Source organism: Cryobacterium psychrotolerans, from assembly GCF_900101115.1.
GTDB lineage: Bacteria > Actinomycetota > Actinomycetes > Actinomycetales > Microbacteriaceae > Cryobacterium > Cryobacterium psychrotolerans.
In genome coordinates, this window is record NZ_FNFU01000001.1 from 230,475 (window position 1) to 246,239 (window position 15,765).

Consider the following 15,765-nt stretch of genomic DNA (forward strand, 5'->3'; position numbering starts at 1 on the left):
GAGTAGCGTCGGAACAAATCACGGCGGACGCCGAAGGGAGCCGACCAGGCATGTCATCACTGACGAACTACGGCCAGGCGATTGCGGCCACGACCATGGCCATCCAGGAGTTGCTCGCGTCACCGCCGCTCAACCTGCAGGTCACCGCACGCACCCCGCATTCGACGCGGGTCGGCGTGAGCGGGCCGTCCATGAATCTCTTCCTCTACAGCGACGGCCTGATCAGCTATCGCGAGGAAACCGAGCGGCACGGCCAGAGCCGGATGATCGCGGAGCTCCACTACCTCGTCACCGCGTACCCCGGCGACGACGCCGACGCCGATGCCGCAAGCCACCAGGCCTACGGCGCCGCCCGGGCCGCCATCGAGCGCCACCCCGTGGTTCCCGTGCAGGTCGCACCGGGCGACACCCTCCAGGTCTGGCTCACCCCGACGCCGATGACGGTGGAGGTGATGTCGGCCCTGTGGCTGGCGTTCGCCTCACCGCTCCGGCTGTCGTTTGGGATCATGGCCGCCTTCACCCTGGACGCCTCAGAGGGGCCGGTCGCGATCGGCACGATCCGCGACGTCGTCACGGCGTCGGGAGCCGGCAGGCTCGCCGTGTTCAGCGGGCCGGATGACGCGGCGAAGTCCGCGGGGGCGGCATCCGTCGCCCAGGCGCTCGGCAAGCCCGTGCTGCAGGTCCCGCTGGGCGAGATCGTCAGCGCCTACCTGGTCGAGACCGAGGGCAAGCTCGCCAGACTCTTCGCCCAGCCCGAGAACGCAGGTGGCGTGCTGCTGATCACGGAGGCGGACTCGCTGTTCGGCGTACGCCCGGAGGCCCTCGACATTCAGGACCCCTACGCCGATGTCGACGTGGCGCAGGTGCTCGAACTCCTCGCGCGTGCCCCCGGACCGGTGATCATCGCCGTGCGCGTGTCGATCGGTCCGGAACTGGCCGACCGGGCCGCGGTGGAGGTGCAGTTCCCGCCGGCCGACCCCGGGCCGGAGACGCCGGAGTCTCCGCCCGCCCCCTGACCACCGCGCGCTCCACTCCCAGTCTGCACTCCCAGTTGAGTTGCGGAGAAACACCCTTCATTTCGCAATTGAAGGTACTTTCTCCGCAACTCAACGAGGAACGCGTCCGCTCAGCGTGCTGGTCGAGCTGCGCGAGGCGGATCCAGGATGCCCTGAAGGAGCAGCACGAGCACGAGCTCGAGCAGGCCGATGCCGAAGTAGACCGCCTGAAGCACGCTGAAGGGGATGACGACCATCTGCACGAAGATCCAGACGAGGATCCCGCACCCCGCCACCGCGCTCGCCGCGTCCGCCCAGCGCTGCCGCCGCAGCAGCAGGAGCCAGGCGACCAGGTGGGTGCCGCCGACCACGACGAGCAGGATGAGGCCGGGCAGCAGGTAGGAATCAAACGGCGAGCCCTCGAGGTACTCGGGCTGCGGTGTGATGCCGAGGGAGCCGATGCTCGGCCCGAACATCAGGGCGAAGCCGCCGGCGGCCGAGGTGAGCGCCACCAGGGCCTGGATGACGAGGAGCGAGCCGCGCCAGACCATCGCCAGACCCGGTCAACCCAGGGCGGCGAGCCGGGCGAAGCTGGGATCGCGGCGCTGTTCGGGCCGTGCGGGGGCGATGATCGTGGCCCGGTGCCCGTCGACGGACGGGGTGTCATCCGCCCCGAGCACCTGGCTTCGCCCGGCACCGTGCAGCCACCAGAGTGACGCGGTCCAGGCGCTGATCAGCGCGTCGATGAGGTCTTCGCGGTGCTTGTAGTCCCGGTCGAGCAGCGGGGAGCATTCGGTCACGAGCGTGTCGGTCAACGGATGCGACGCCAGGTTCAGCGGCGGCGACGCGTCGGCCAGGCGCCACATGCGTTCGATCAGGTCGTCGCAGACCAGCGCGCGGGCGAGGCGCCGGTCCTGGACCGGCAGCGCCACCCCCATCCGCTTGTAGCGCGGGCGCTTGTCGTCGTAGCCAAACTCCGGGGCGCCGACGAGGGTCGTGTACGGGTAGCACTCGAAGAAGGTGGGTCGGGCGGGGTCCGGCTGCTCGAGGCCGTCCGTGTAGGTCCAGCCGGCGGCTTCGAGGCGCTTGCGCAGGGAGACGCCGCCCTGCCAGGGCCGGCCGAGATTCGACGCGTTCGCCGCGACGTGCCAGCGACCGTAGCGGCTGCCCGTTTCGCGTTCGCACAGGCGCATCCCGGTGGGGTTGTTCACGACCAACGGGGCGTCAATGGCCAGCACCGCACCCGGCTCGACCATCGACCCGATCCAGTCGAGCACGGCATCCGTACCCCTGGCCCAGCCGGCGTCGATCACCGTACCGGTTTCGTCGATGCAGGCCAGGCCTGTTTCATTGGCCGGGCGGGCGTCGCTGGCTTCGGCCCACGCCAAGTCGACCCCGAGGAAACGTGTCATAGCTATGGATAACACAGGCCCCGCCGGGGCCGCCCGGGATAGCGGAACGGAACGGCCGCCGATACAATGCGGGCGCGCGGTGCCCCGGTGCCGGGTGTCTCGCGCCGGCTCAGGTGTCGTCGGAGAACGAGAAGAGCAACGGCTGCGCGGTCACCGGCTGCGGGCGGGCCGCGCGCGGTGCGGCCGGTGCGATGATGGTCCGCGGCGCGGGCCGTGAATCCCCCGGGCGCACCCAACCCGGCCCGGCCGGAACGGCGAGGTTGCGCTGGTAGGCCTCGGAGACCGCGCGGGCCCGGGCATCCGCGCCTTCGTTGAGCGGGTGGTTTGCGTGCCCCTTGACCCACTCGAACCGGTACCGACGGCCCACGAGCACCGCGTCGATTTCGATGAGCTGGTCCAGGTTCATGACGGGCTTCCCGTCGGCCTTGCGCCAGCCCTTGGCCTTCCAGCCGCGCATCCATTTGGTGACCGAGTTGATCACGTACTGGCTGTCGCAGATGACGAGCAGCTCGTCGTCGAGGTGCGCGGTGGCGCGGAACAACTCGAGCACGGCCTGGAGCTCACCCTGGTTGTTGGTGGCGTGCTTCCAGCCGCCGGCTCCCCAGCAGGAATCGTCGACGTACCAGGCCCACCCGGCCGGACCGGGGTTACCGAGGGCCGAACCGTCGGCAGCGGCGATGATCGTCATGCGAGCCTTTCCAGGTGGCCTGCCGGGGTGCAGGGCCTCTCCAGTGTGCCATCCCGCGAGGTCCGGATCGTCACACCCGCGTCGGTCTAGAGTGAGGATGTGACATCAACCATGAGCGTGCAGGTGCGGTATTTCGCGGCGGCGGCCGAGGTCGCCGACTGCGACGAAGAGACGGTTCTGCTGCCTCTCGGCGCGACCGTCGGCCAGTTGCGCGCCGAACTCTCGCACCGTCACGGGCCGGGCATGGAGGCCGTGATGGCCTCCGGATCGTTCCTCGTCGACTCCGTCGTCAGCCGTGACCCGGCCCGCCCGGTGGGCGCGCGGGTCGACGTACTCCCGCCCTTCGCCGGCGGCTAGCGCGTATCTCCGACAGCCTGACGAGCCGGGGAGATCGCGCCGCGCGGGCCGGCTTGCCGTACTCCGTGGTTACGGAATGCGTCAGCGGGCGACGGCCGGTACGTCGAGCGCGAGGTCCGGTTGACGGCCATAACCATCGATGCGTACCTTGTCCTCCTGCACAGTGACGACCGCATACGCGTTGGCGGGGTGCGCCTCTTCGACCATCCCCTTCAGCGTTACGTAATGGATTCCGTTGACTACTTGATAGGCGCCTGCGTGGTAATGACCGTTGATGTAGGCCACCACGTTGTCATGAGACTCCAACGCCTCCTGGATTGCTGGAGCGTCCCACGCATTTTCGGTGTGTCCTCCTTCGACGGGCATGTGACCGAAGACGATGGCCTTCTGCCCCTTTTCTTCGGCGTCGGCGAGGGTCTCATTCAGCCAGGTCATTTGCTCTTCACCCAGTGCGCCGTTCCACGTTTGAGCGTTATCCGCACCCTCGTTGCGTAGCCCCTCAAGTATTGTCTCGGCCTCTGTGTAATCTGCGGAGCCAGGCTCATTCGCGTAGAGCGATATGTCGTTATTGTCGAGCATGATGAAACGCCACTTCTGGTGGGTGACGTCGTAGTACTCGTTGGGCATATCGAGCAGCGAGACTGCTCTTTCACTCGACAGCCCAGAAGGGAAGTCGTGATTGCCCAGCAAGTTGTATCGTGGGCCCTCGATTTGATTCAAGATCGGAAGGATCGTATCGAAGCTCGCCGGATCGCGATCGATAAGGTCCCCGACCTGGACGGTGAAGTCCACTTTGGACTTGTTGATGGTCTCAGCCGCCTCGGCGAGTTTCTGCGTGGAATCGGCGTAGTACCGGGTACCCCTCGCGGGTCCGTCCCAATACTGGGGATCCGCGATCAGCCCGAACGAGAATGCTGCGCTGCTATTGGGAGCGGGCGAATCTTGCCGGTCCTGGTGCGCTGCGACTGCCGGGGCAGCCATCAGCGACAAACTGAGCGCTGTTCCGAAGAGCTTGGATAGGGCATGCATGGTGACCTCAGATATGTCTCGGGGCTTTTTTGGGGAACCACCCAATTGCACCAAATCAGACTTACGGCCGGTTTGACCTCCGATATATACCAAGTGAACGGGGCTGGAACAGAGTACGGACCGAGCAGCAACGCACGCACACGGACCCGACCCCGGCATCGGCCGCAAAAAAGAGATTAGGTCGGCGTCCAAGGCGAGCGGTGCCGATGGGTCGTTTCGATTGGTGAGGATCGCAGCCGCGGTCGTTTTTAGCCGGCGCGGCGCTCACTGGCTAGAGGCCGACCCATTCCGAGCTGCCGGCGGGGAAGTGCTGGCGTTTCCAGATCGGCACGGTGAGCTTGATCACCTCGACGAGCTCGGCGCACGCGGCGAAGGCCTCCGCGCGGTGCGGGGCGGCCACGGCGGCGACCAGCGCGATGTCGCCGACCCGCAGCGGGCCGGTGCGGTGGATGGCGGCGACCCTGAGTCCGGTGCGGGCGGCGACGCCCTCGCAGCACTCGCGCAGGAAACGCTCGGCCTCCGGATGCGCCTGGTAGTCCAGCGCGGTCACGGCCCGGTCCTGATCGTGGTTGCGCACGATCCCCTGGAAGGACACCACGGCCCCGTTCTCGGCGGAGAGCACGAAGTCGTCCACGGCGTGCGGGTCAATGGGTTCCGCCGAGATGGCGGCCAGCACGTCAGCCACGGCCGGCCGCCGGAAGGCTCGCCCCGTGCGCGGATGTCTCGTGCGCGGGCGCCTCGTGCAGGCCGGAGCCGGACACCTGGTCGACGAGGTGGTCGAGCAGATCGCCCAGCACAGCCAGGCCGTCGCGCACCCCGCCGGCCGAACCGGGGAGGTTGATCACGACCGTGCGACCGGCGGTTCCGGCCAGTCCCCGGCTGAGCGCCGCGGACGGGGTGGTCTCCGCGCCGCGGCGGCGCAGGGCCTCGGCGATGCCCGGCAGCTCACGGTCGAGCACGGCAGCGGTCGCCTCGGGCGTGGCATCCGTGCGGGACACCCCGGTGCCGCCGGTCGTGATGATGACCGCCGGCTGCCCCTGCACCGCGGCGGCGAGGGCGGCGCCGATGTCGGCATCCGCCACCACCAGCGGGGGAGCCGTGTCGTAGCCCAGGCCGCCGAGCCAGGCCGCGATGACCGGGCCGGTCGTGTCTTCGCGCCGTCCGGCGGCGCCCTGCGTCGAGGCGACGATGACCCGAGCGGTGCGGCCGGATGCCTCGGTCGAGCCGGTCTCGGGCACGTCGGGGGCCTCGGCCGTGTCGTCGCGCGTCCAGTGGCCGCGCTTGCCGCCGCTCTTGGAGTCCAGTCGCACGTCGGTGAGGGTCGCGCCCGGGTCGACGGCCTTGACCATGTCGTGCAGGGTGAGCCCGGCGATCGTCACGGCCGTGAGCGCCTCCATTTCGACGCCGGTCTGGCCGCGGGTCTTCGCCGAAGCCTCAATGTCGATGGTGTTCTCGCCGAGCCGGAAGTCGACGGTCACGGAGGAGAGCGGCACCTGGTGGCAGAGCGGGATCAGCTCGGAGGTCTTCTTCGCGGCGGAAATCCCGGCGATGCGCGCGGTGGCGAGCACGTCGGCCTTCGGCAGGTTGTCGGCCCGCACCAGGGCGAGCACCTCCGCGGTCGTGACGAACCGCGCGCTCGCGACGGCCACTCGGCTCGTCTCCGCCTTGTGGCCCACGTCGATCATGCGTGCGCGGCCGTCGGCATCCAGGTGAGTCAGCTCGGTCATGATGTCCATACTCTCGTGTTCGGCACTCGCGCGCGCGACCTGGCGGTCATCCGTGCTCGTTCGACCTTGCGGTCATCCGTTCAGTATCGCCTGAGCGCGAGGTCGATGGTGGCCGCCCAGTCGTCGATGCCGCCCTGCAGGGAGCGCACGCCGACCAGACCGCCACGCTCGAGGATGGCCCTGGCCCGGTCGGAACGCGGCCCGTGGTGGCAGTAGACGACGACGGGCGGGCCTCCCTGCAGCGCGTCCACGGCGGCCTGCGGGTCCCGCTCCAGGTCGCCGAGCGGCAGCAGCTGCGAGCCGGGGAGGCGGGACACCTCCGCCTCCCAGGGCTCCCGCACATCGACCAGGCGCAGTGGCGAGCCCGCAGCGAGGAGCTCGGAAAGCTCCCGCGCGTCGATGTCACGCATGGCGATGCCGGCCGGGGCGGCCGTGCCCGAGCCGGTGTCGGCATCCGTGGCCGTGGCCGTGCCGCAGAAGGCCTCGTAGTCGATCAGCCCGGTGACGGGAGTGCCCTCCGGGTCGCTCGCGTAGCCGACCTCCCGGAACGTTGCGCGCAGGCTGTCATAGATCGTGACCCGGCCGAGCAGCGGGTCGCCGACGCCGCTGACGAGCTTGATCGCCTCGGCCACCATGAGGGCCCCGATGACCGCGCAGACCGGCGGCAGGGCGCCGGCCTCGGCGCAGGAGGGCACCGTTCCCGGTGCCGGCGGCTCGGGGAACAGGTCGCGGTAGTGCGGCCCGCGGGCGGCCCAGCTCACGCCGGCCTGCCCGCCGAACTGGTGCACTGCGCCCCAGACGACGGGAATGCCGCTCAGGAGGGCGGCGTCGTTGGTGAGGTAGCGCGTGGCGAAGTTGTCGCTGCCGTCGAGCACGAGGTCGTAGCCGCTCATGATCTCCAGCGCGTTCGCAGCGGTGAGCATGGTGTCGTAGCCGACCGCGCGCACGGCCGGGTCGAGCGCGGCCACGGTCTCCAGCGCCGACGCGACCTTGCTGCGGCCGACGTCCCCGATGCCGTGGATCGTCTGCCGGGGCAGGTTGCTGGCTTCCACGGTGTCGGCGTCGATGATCCCGATGGTTCCGAAGCCGGCCGCGGCCAGGCCCGGGATGCTTGCGCTGCCCAGCCCGCCGGCGCCGACGACGAGCACCCGGGCGGAAGCGAGCCGGCCCTGGGCGGCCAGGCCGAAGCCGGGCAGGGAAATCGTGCGGGAGTAGCGCGCCACGCGGTCGGGGGACAGCGCGCCGCCCGGTTCAGCCAGCCCGTCGAACATGATCATGCTGCCTAGAATAAGCCTGTCGATGCCGTCAAGGGCGCGGAGACGGGAGGGACAACGTGCCGGGATTCCAGATTCGGTCAGCGGCCGTGGCCTGCGCGGGGCTCGTGCTGCTGGCCTCCTGCGCCTCGGCGGCTCCCGCCGGCCCCGACCCGGATGCGGTCACCGGCACGGTCGTCGTTTTCGCGGCCGCGTCGCTGACCGAGGCGTTCACCGACCTCGCCGACGAGTTCGAGGCCGCGCATCCGGGCACAGCGGTCACCGTCAACCTCGGCAGCAGCGCGGCCCTCGCGCAGCAGCTCACCGCCGGCGCCCCGGCGGATGTCTTCGCCGCCGCCAATGAGGCGGCCATGGGCGTCGTGAGCGACGCGGGGCTGGTGCGGGGAGAGGCCGCGGTCTTCGCCCGCAACAGCCTCCGGATCGCCGTGCCGGCCGGCAACCCGGCCGGGGTCACCGGTTTGGCCGACTTCGCCCGCCGCGACCTGACCGTCGCCCTCTGCGCGCCCGAAGCTCCCTGCGGGATGCTCTCCGCCCGGGTGTTCGCCTACGCCGGGATCACCCCGGCCCCCGACACCCTCGAGCAGGACGTGAAGGCGGCGCTCGTCAAGGTGGAGCGTGACGAGGTCGATTGCGCGCTCGTGTACCGCACCGATGTCCTGGCCGCCGGCGGCGCGGTCGACGGGATCGACTTCCCGGGGGCGGACGAGGCGGTCACCGAGTATCCGATCGCGACGCTCGGGGACGCGCCGAATCCGGGGGCGGCTGAAGCGTTTTTGGACTTCGTGCTGTCCGGCACCGGGAGGGCGGCGCTGGCCGCAGCGGGATTCGGGGTCGGGTAGGCCCGGTCGGGTGCACACGCCCGACGCGCAACCGCCGACGCCGAAGCCGGCTGACGCCGACGCCCGGCGGTTCCGCGCCTCCGGCGGCGCGCGCGCCCTGCTCCTAGAATGAGCGTGTGCCGGCCTTCCGGCCGAGCTGGAGCGGCAGACGGGCGGGGCGGGACGTGGTCGGGTACGAGGTCCGGGCGGACGACAGGGCGGCGGCGCGTGCCGCCGGACGCGCCGGCGACCGGCGGGGTGGCGGAGTGCCGGGCGCGCTCTGGGTCCCCGCGGTCATCGCGATCGCATTTCTCGTGCTGCCGCTGGTCGCCCTCCTCGCGAAGGCTCCATGGGGCAGCATCCCGGAGCAGCTGTTCACGCCTGAAGTCGGGGATGCCCTCCGGCTCTCGCTGCTCAGCGCGCTCGCCGCGACGGCGCTGTGCGTGCTCTTCGGAGTTCCGCTCGCCTGGGTGCTCGTTCGCTCCTCCGACTGGGCCAGCCCGATCTTCCGGCGGGTGCTGCGCGCCCTCGTGCTCGTACCGCTCGTGCTCCCGCCCGTCGTCGGCGGGGTCGCCCTGCTGCTGCTCCTCGGCCGGCGCGGACTGGCCGGACAATATCTCTACGACTGGTTCGGCGTATCCATCCCGTTCACGACGACCGCCGTCGTACTGGCGCAGACCTTCGTCGCGATGCCCTTCCTCGTTCTCGCGGTCGAGGGAGCGCTCCGCGGCGCCGACCGACGCTACGAGGATGCCGCCGCGACCCTCGGCGCATCCCGCTGGCTGATCTTCCGCCGGGTGACGCTCCCGCTCGTTGCCCCCGGCGTGAGCGCCGGCGCCGTGCTCTGCTTCGCCCGCGCGCTCGGAGAGTTCGGAGCCACGATCACCTTCGCCGGCAGCTTCCCCGGTGTCACCCAGACCATGCCGATCTCGGCCTACCTCGCGCTTCAGTCGAATCCGGACGGCGCCATCGTGCTCTCGCTCCTGCTGCTGGCCGTCTCCCTGGTCGTGCTGGTGAGCCTCCGCGACCGGTGGATCGGGGTCGGCACATGAGAGCCCCGGACCGGGCCGGGCAGGCGGCGCTCGAGGCGCTGGTCCTGGTCGAACGGGACGGGTTCCGGCTGGACGTTCGCCTCACGGTGCCGTCCGGGGGAGTCCTCGCCGTGCTCGGCCCGAACGGCGCGGGCAAGACCACGCTCCTTCGGGCGCTCGCCGGGCTGATCGTGCCGAACGCGGGCCGGGTGCGGGTCGGAGACCGGATCCTCGATGACCCGGCCGCGGGCATCCACCTGGAACCGCAGGCGCGCGGGATCGGCGTCGTGTTCCAGGACTACCTGTTGTTCCCGCACCTGAGCGCCCTCGACAACGTGGCATTCGGTCCGCGTGCCCACGGCGTGCCCGCACGGGAGGCGAGGGAGCGCAGCCAGGCCTGGCTGACCCGGGTCGGGATCGGCGACCGGGCCGGGGCGCGGCCGGCGGCGCTGTCGGGCGGGCAGTCCCAGCGGGCGGCCCTGGCCCGGGCGCTCGTGCTCGAACCCTCCGTGCTGCTGCTCGACGAGCCGCTCGCCGCCCTCGACGCGGCCACTCGGATGGACGTCCGCGCGGACCTCTCCGGCTATCTCCGCGAATTCGGCGGAGCCACCGTGCTGGTGACCCACGACCCGCTCGACGCCCTGATCCTCGCCGACGAGATCATCGTGCTCGAGGCCGGCGTGGTGACCCAGCGCGGCACGCCGCAGGAGGTCTCCCGCGCTCCCCGCACCGATTACGTCGCCCGCCTGGTCGGCCAGAACCTGCTTCGGGCCGCGAGCCTGCGGGGGCTGGCGGGGGGCGGCTCCGCGCTGACCCTGGCCGGCGGGCTCGAGGTGTCGAGTGCCGACGAGCCTTCCGCCGCGGGGATGCTCGCGCCCGGCTCCGCGGAGTCCGGGCCCGGCCAGTCGACTCCCGCGGCCGTGTTCTCTCCCTCCGCGGTCTTCGTGCACAGCGCGCGGCCGGGGGCGGGCTCGCCCCGGAACGTGTGGGCGGCGCGCGTCGCCGGGATCGAGCAGCACGCGGCGATCGTGCGCATCCGCTGCCTGACCGAACTCGGCGGTCACACGGTGCTCGCCGACGTCACCCCCGCGGCGATGGGCGAGCTCAGGCTGCGGCCGGGCGACCAGGTCTGGCTCAGTGTCAAGGCCGTCGAGGTGCACCTGACCGCCGCGGCCTGACCCGCCACCTGTGGCCGCAGCGGACGACGGCGGCCCGGACACCGGCGACCGAGTGTGACCGTTCCGGTCGAGTTGCCCGGGTGTGCCGGGCAAACTCGACCGCACGTGACAAAGTCGGAGTCGTCCGCTTTGGGAACAGGTGCCGGGCGATCGGTCAGCCGACGCGCACGGTGATGTCGTGCAGGCCGGTCGCGCCGTCGGGGGCCACAGCGCGGCGGGCCGACGTCTGCACGAGGCCGTCGGCATCCGTCGCCCGCACCCGCAGCGTGTGCTCGCCCGCCGGGGCATCCCAGCTCCACTTCCACTGCCGCCAGGTGTCGGCCGAGATCGCATCGGCGAGGGTCGCGGTGTTCCAATCGCCGTCATCCACCTGCACCTCAACCGCCCGGATGCCCGTGTGCTGCGCCCAGGCGACACCGGCGACGGTGACCGGTCCGGACGCCACCGGGGCGCCCGCCCGGGGAACGTCGATGCGCGAGGACAGCTTGATCGGCCCGCGCTCGGACCAGCCGCGCGTGGACCAGTAGGCCACTTCCCGGTCGAACCGGGTGAGCTTCAGCTCGACCACCCATTTCGTGGCCGAGACGTAGCCGTAGAGGCCGGGCACGACCATCCGCACCGGGTAGCCGTGCTCCAGCGGCAGGGCGACCCCGTTCATGCCCACGGCGAGGATCGCGTTGCGGTCGTCGGTGAGGGCGTCGAGCGGTGTGCTCGCCGTCCAGCCGTCCTGGCTGCGGGAGAGCACCATGTCGGCGTCGCTGGTCGGCCTGGCCCTGGCGAGCAGCTTCCGGATCGGGTAGCCGAGCCAGGTTGCGTTTCCGATCAGGTCGCCGCCGACCTCGTTCGAGACACAGGCGAGCGTCGTCGTGCTCTCCTCGAGCGGCAGCGCGAGCAGCTCGACGAAGTCGATTTCGATCTCGTTCTCGACCATTCCGGTGACCTTCAGCGTCCACTGGGACGCATCGATCCGCGGCACCCGCAGCGCCGTGTCGATGCGGTAGAAGGCGTCGTTGGGGGTGATCAGCGGCGCCAGGCCGGGGACGTCGACGGATGCGCCGGCCGGGATGGGGGCGGCCGGAACGGCGGGCGCGGGGAGTGTGAGCCGGGCCCGGGCGGCATCCGCGGCCCTCGCCCCTGCCTGCAGGAGTTGCCCGCCGACGGCCGCGAGGATGCCCACGCCGGCGCTTACCCCGGTCCAGGCGAGGAAGCGTCGCCGGTCGATTGCCCCCGCGGCCTGGTCTGCCTCCGCCGGAGCGGGCCGCACACGGAACTTCGTCGCGAATACCGTGATGAGGACGGCCGTGACGACCATCGCGACGACCGAGGGCAGTGCGTCGATGGCCGTCGCGTTTGCCCGGGTCACCGCGGCGAACACCGCGAGGCTGCCGAACACGATGGCGATGACGCGGCCGGCCGGAGGACGGCGGAACTCCAGCACGCCGGCGACGGCGGAGAGCAGGGCTGCGGCGAGCCCGACGCAAACGATGAGCACGGCCTTGTCGGCCGTGCCGAACAGGCTGATCACGAGGTCCTTCAGCCAGGCCGGGGAGAGGTCGATGATGAGCGCGCCGATCGCCAGGATCGGGCCGGCATTCGGGGCGAACAGGCCCGCAGTCAGCTCGGCGAGGCCGAGCCCGGCGAGCGCGGCGGCGACGCCGGCCAGGGCCGGGCGCCGCCACGGTCGAAGCGGCGTGGGGTGTGGCGGCGTGGGGCCAGGCTGCGGCGTGGGGCCAGGCTGCTGGGAGGGGGCTTCGCGGGAGGCCATGCGCCCAGCATAGGATCACCGCCGCAGAGTTTCCCGCTGAGCGAGCGGCTGCCGAAAGTCCCCGTTCCTGCCGAGAGTCGCCGCTGCAACGGCGAGTCTCGGCGGAAACGGCGACTCTCGGCGCCCGGACCGGCGCTAGGGCTTCCGGCGGGCCAGCGCGATTGCGGCTTCCGGCGTGGCCACACGGAAGCTGAAGCTCTCCTGGAGGTACAGGTGCACGTTCGCAGCAGGAACTCCAGGCCCATGCTGAAGTGCTTGAACTCCTCACCCAGAGAGTCGGTCATGATCGCGCGCGCCGTCGCATCCGGCTCGAGCGAAATCCTCTGCTCGTACCAGCCGATCGCCTCGGCTTCCTCGGTGAGGTTCGCGCACATCCGGGCGAAGGTCCGCGTCTCGGCGGACAGCTCCCCGGCCGGCTCGTGGTATTGGTCAATACCCATCGGGACTCCTCCTTTGAACATGTCGGCCGCGCGCCCGCCATGTCGCTGTCGAGGAGCTCGGGGCGTTTGCCTGAAATGGGGTCAGGCAGTCCGTGCCGTTTCGAGTTCCCGCGCGCAGGCGATGCACAGTGCGGCCGCGGGGCGGGCCTCCAGCCGGGCGCGGCCGATCGGTTCGCCCCGTCGCAGGCAGACGCCGTAGGTTCCATCCGCGATGCGCTGCAGCGCCCGGTCGATCCCCGCCAGGCGCTCCGCGAGCTCGCTGTGCACGCCCGACAACGTCGACCACTCGGCAGACAGGGTGGGGCCGTCCGGGTCGTGCTCGTCGTCCGCGGATGCGTCGCTCCTGGCCTCGCGCACCTCACCGAGCGAACCGGTCAGCCGGTCGAGGTCGGCCGCGGTGTCCAGCCGCTCCCGGCGAAGGAGCGTCTCGAAGTGCGCCAGCGCGGAAACCGCGAACCGTGATTCGGCCATGAGCCATTCTCCCACCGGTCCGGAATCACCGGTGTGAGGAATCACAGGCGCGATAGGGCAGGATCGAAGGATCATGGCAACCCTCACCGCCCTCCCTCACGTCACCGACCCCGACGTCCTGTTCGAGGCGTTCGAACTGTGGGCCGGGCAGCAGGGCCTGGCGCTGTACCCGGCGCAGGAGGAAGCGCTGATCGAGATCGTCTCCGGCGTGAACCTCATCCTGAGCACCCCCACCGGCACCGGCAAGTCGCTCGTAGCCGTCGGCGCCCACTTCGCGGCCCTCTCGGCCGGAAAGCGCAGCTTCTACACGGCGCCGATCAAGGCCCTGGTCAGCGAGAAGTTCTTCGCCCTGGTCGAGATCTTCGGCGCCGAAAACGTCGGCATGATGACGGGCGACTCCTCGGTCAACTCGGATGCCCCGATCATCTGCTGCACGGCGGAGATCCTCGCCAACCTGGCCCTCCGCGGCGGCGAGGACACCCAGGTCGACCAGGTCGTGATGGACGAGTTCCACTTCTACTCCGAACCCGACCGCGGCTGGGCCTGGCAGGTGCCGCTGCTTCTGCTGCCGCGGGTGCAGTTCATCCTCATGTCGGCCACGCTCGGCGACGTGACCGACATCGCCGACGACCTCAGCCGGCGCACCGGACGCGCCACCGCCGTCGTCACCGGCGTCGAACGGCCCGTGCCGCTGCACTTCTATTACGAAACCACCCCCGTGCACGAGAGCGTCGAGGACCTGCTCAAGACCGGCCAGGCCCCCGTCTACATCGTGCACTTCTCCCAGGCGGCGGCCCTGGAACGCGCACAGGCGCTGAGCAGCGTCAAGGTGGCCACGAAGGAGCAGAAGGACGCGATCGCGGAGCTGATCGGCGAGTTCCGGTTCACGACCAGCTTCGGCAAGACCCTGTCCCGGTTCATCCGGATGGGCATCGGCGTGCACCACGCCGGCATGCTGCCCAAGTACCGGCGGCTGGTCGAGCAGCTCGCCCAGCGCGGGCTGCTCCGGGTGATCTGCGGCACCGACACGCTCGGCGTCGGCATCAACGTGCCCATCCGCACGGTGCTGTTCACGGCGCTGACCAAGTACGACGGCATCCGGATGCGCCAGCTCAACGCCCGCGAGTTCCACCAGATCGCCGGCCGGGCGGGCCGGGCCGGCTACGACACGGCCGGGACCGTGGTCGTGCAGGCGCCCGACCACGAGACCGAGAACCTCAAGGCCGTGGAGAAGGCCGGCGACGACCCCAAGAAGAAGCGCAAGATCATCCGCAAGAAGGCGCCGGAGGGATTCGTGTCCTGGGGCGAACCGTCGTTCCGGAGGCTCGTCGACGCCGAGCCGGAAACCCTCACCTCGAGCATGCAGATGACCGCGGCCATGCTGATCAACGTGATCGCTCGCGGCGGCGACGCGTTCGCGAACGTGCACGCGCTCGTGTTCGACAACCACGAACCGTGGAAGCGGCAGCTCGCCCTGGCCCGGCGGGCGCTGGGGATCTACAAGACGCTCCGGCAGGCCGGGATCGTGCAGCAGGGCGCGAACGGCGAGATCCGCCTCACCGTCGACCTGCAGGCGAACTTCGCGCTCAACCAGCCCCTGTCGCCCTTCGCGCTCGCCGCCTTCGACCTGCTCGACCAGGAGGCGCCGACCTACTCGCTCGACATGATTTCGATCGTCGAGGCGACCCTGGACGACCCGCGTCCGGTGCTCAGCGGCCAGCAGTTCGCGGCGCGCGGCGAGGCCGTGGCCGCGATGAAACGCGAGGGCATCGAGTACGACCAGCGGATGGAGCTGCTCGAGGAGATCACCTACCCCAAGCCGCTCGAGGAACTGCTCGGCTACGCCTTCGAGACGTACAAGCAGTCGCAGCCGTGGATCGCCGACTTCGCGCTCAGCCCCAAGACCGTCGTGCGCGACATGTACGAGCGGGCCATGTCATTCGGCGAGTTCATCGCCTTCTACAAGCTCGCCCGCAGCGAGGGCGTCGTGCTGCGCTACCTCTCCGATGCCTACCGCGCGGCCCGGCAGACGATCCCCGACGAGGCCAAGACCGAGGACCTGCTCGACCTGATCGAGTGGCTCGGCGAGCTCGTGCGCCAGGTCGACTCGAGCCTGCTCGACGAGTGGGAGGAGCTCATCCACCCCAACCTGGCCGCGCACGAGGCGAACGCCCACGCGGTCGTGCCGCCGGCGCCGCACCGGCTCACCACCAACGTGCGGGCCTTCCGGATCCTCGTGCGCAACGAGCTGTTCCGCCGGGTGCAGCTGGCCGCACTCGAGCACTACGACGAGCTCGGCGACCTCGACGGCGCACACGGCTTCCCCGCCGACACCTGGGCCGACGCCATGGACGGCTACTTCGCCGAACACGACGAGGTGCTCACCGGCGCGAACGCGCGCGGCTCGGGCCTGCTCATCCTCGACGAGGGAGCATCCGTCTGGACTGCCAGGCAGATCCTGGATGACCCGGCCGGTGACCACGACTGGGGGATCAGCGCGACGGTCGACCTCGCCGACTCCGACGAGCAGGGCTTCGCCGTCATCCGGGTGACCGGGGTGAACCGGCTCTAGCGGCCGCT

The 15,765-nt window shown here is 70.6% G+C and carries 16 protein-coding genes; 6 read left to right on the plus strand and 10 right to left on the minus strand.

Annotated elements, in window-relative coordinates:
- The first annotated feature begins 50 nt into the window (after positions 1 to 50).
- Entirely contained in the window at positions 51 to 1,016 is a 966-nt protein-coding gene (locus BLQ39_RS00915) for a Pvc16 family protein (protein WP_092321198.1), read from the plus strand.
- 110 nt (positions 1,017 to 1,126) lie between these two features.
- Here BLQ39_RS00915 and BLQ39_RS00920 read toward each other — a convergent pair whose 3' ends face one another.
- From BLQ39_RS00920 to BLQ39_RS00930, 3 genes are all read right to left on the minus strand, one after another.
- On the minus strand, positions 1,127 to 1,546 hold the full coding sequence (locus tag BLQ39_RS00920) for a hypothetical protein (protein WP_092321199.1): 420 nt from the start codon (positions 1,544 to 1,546) through the stop codon (positions 1,127 to 1,129).
- A 12-nt stretch (positions 1,547 to 1,558) separates the two neighbouring features.
- Positions 1,559 to 2,407: a DUF429 domain-containing protein gene (locus tag BLQ39_RS00925; RefSeq protein WP_092321200.1), complete on the minus strand. Its 849-nt coding sequence runs from the start codon at positions 2,405 to 2,407 to the stop codon at positions 1,559 to 1,561.
- 109 nt (positions 2,408 to 2,516) lie between these two features.
- Entirely contained in the window at positions 2,517 to 3,095 is a 579-nt protein-coding gene (locus BLQ39_RS00930) for an RNase H family protein (protein ID WP_092321201.1), read from the minus strand.
- A gap of 99 nt (positions 3,096 to 3,194) precedes the next feature.
- Between BLQ39_RS00930 and BLQ39_RS00935 the strand changes: the two genes are divergently transcribed.
- Positions 3,195 to 3,452 (plus strand): MoaD/ThiS family protein, encoded by a 258-nt coding sequence (locus tag BLQ39_RS00935; RefSeq protein ID WP_338419131.1) that lies wholly within the window; start codon positions 3,195 to 3,197, stop codon positions 3,450 to 3,452.
- An 81-nt stretch (positions 3,453 to 3,533) separates the two neighbouring features.
- Here the strand turns inward: BLQ39_RS00935 and BLQ39_RS00940 are convergent, their stop codons facing one another.
- From BLQ39_RS00940 to BLQ39_RS00955, 4 genes are all read right to left on the minus strand, one after another.
- The gene (locus BLQ39_RS00940) at positions 3,534 to 4,433 is read right to left on the minus strand and encodes a metallophosphoesterase (RefSeq protein WP_167738577.1); all 900 of its coding nucleotides are present in this window, start codon (positions 4,431 to 4,433) and stop codon (positions 3,534 to 3,536) included.
- Between the two features lie 319 nt (positions 4,434 to 4,752).
- Positions 4,753 to 5,166: a molybdenum cofactor biosynthesis protein MoaE gene (locus tag BLQ39_RS00945; RefSeq protein WP_092321204.1), complete on the minus strand. Its 414-nt coding sequence runs from the start codon at positions 5,164 to 5,166 to the stop codon at positions 4,753 to 4,755.
- A complete protein-coding gene (moaCB, locus tag BLQ39_RS00950) occupies positions 5,159 to 6,208 on the minus strand; it encodes a bifunctional molybdenum cofactor biosynthesis protein MoaC/MoaB (protein WP_092321331.1) in 1,050 nt (349 codons plus the stop codon). The genes BLQ39_RS00945 and moaCB overlap by 8 nt, the downstream gene beginning before the upstream one ends.
- Positions 6,209 to 6,288: 80 nt before the next feature.
- On the minus strand, positions 6,289 to 7,485 hold the full coding sequence (locus tag BLQ39_RS00955) for a ThiF family adenylyltransferase (protein WP_241976976.1): 1,197 nt from the start codon (positions 7,483 to 7,485) through the stop codon (positions 6,289 to 6,291).
- Between the two features lie 56 nt (positions 7,486 to 7,541).
- On the opposite strand from BLQ39_RS00955, the gene modA reads away from it, so the two are divergent.
- The 3 genes from modA (at position 7,542) to BLQ39_RS00970 (ending at position 10,509) form a co-directional block, all read left to right on the plus strand.
- Entirely contained in the window at positions 7,542 to 8,321 is a 780-nt protein-coding gene (gene modA, locus BLQ39_RS00960; RefSeq protein ID WP_198417118.1) for a molybdate ABC transporter substrate-binding protein, read from the plus strand.
- Positions 8,322 to 8,566: 245 nt separating this feature from the next.
- Entirely contained in the window at positions 8,567 to 9,352 is a 786-nt protein-coding gene (locus BLQ39_RS00965; protein WP_241976980.1) for an ABC transporter permease, read from the plus strand.
- Positions 9,349 to 10,509 (plus strand): ABC transporter ATP-binding protein, encoded by a 1,161-nt coding sequence (locus BLQ39_RS00970; RefSeq protein ID WP_092321205.1) that lies wholly within the window; start codon positions 9,349 to 9,351, stop codon positions 10,507 to 10,509. The genes BLQ39_RS00965 and BLQ39_RS00970 overlap by 4 nt, the downstream gene beginning before the upstream one ends.
- A 154-nt stretch (positions 10,510 to 10,663) precedes the next feature.
- On the opposite strand, the gene BLQ39_RS00975 is transcribed toward BLQ39_RS00970, so the two are convergent.
- Genes BLQ39_RS00975 through BLQ39_RS00985 form a run of 3 tightly spaced genes read right to left on the minus strand, consistent with a single transcriptional unit; the run spans position 10,664 to position 13,185 of the window.
- Positions 10,664 to 12,172, minus strand: a complete 1,509-nt coding sequence (locus BLQ39_RS00975; RefSeq protein WP_439822885.1) for a molybdopterin-dependent oxidoreductase — start codon at positions 12,170 to 12,172, stop codon at positions 10,664 to 10,666.
- Complete coding sequence (locus BLQ39_RS16300; RefSeq protein WP_439822884.1) at positions 12,124 to 12,735, minus strand: ferritin family protein; 612 nt, start codon at positions 12,733 to 12,735, stop codon at positions 12,124 to 12,126. Before BLQ39_RS16300 ends, BLQ39_RS00975 begins: the two co-directional genes overlap by 49 nt.
- 60 nt (positions 12,736 to 12,795) lie before the next feature.
- Positions 12,796 to 13,185 (minus strand): TraR/DksA family transcriptional regulator, encoded by a 390-nt coding sequence (locus BLQ39_RS00985; protein WP_166784423.1) that lies wholly within the window; start codon positions 13,183 to 13,185, stop codon positions 12,796 to 12,798.
- Between the two features lie 73 nt (positions 13,186 to 13,258).
- On the opposite strand from BLQ39_RS00985, the gene BLQ39_RS00990 reads away from it, so the two are divergent.
- The gene (locus BLQ39_RS00990; protein WP_092321208.1) at positions 13,259 to 15,757 is read left to right on the plus strand and encodes a DEAD/DEAH box helicase; all 2,499 of its coding nucleotides are present in this window, start codon (positions 13,259 to 13,261) and stop codon (positions 15,755 to 15,757) included.
- Positions 15,758 to 15,765 lie beyond the last annotated feature (8 nt).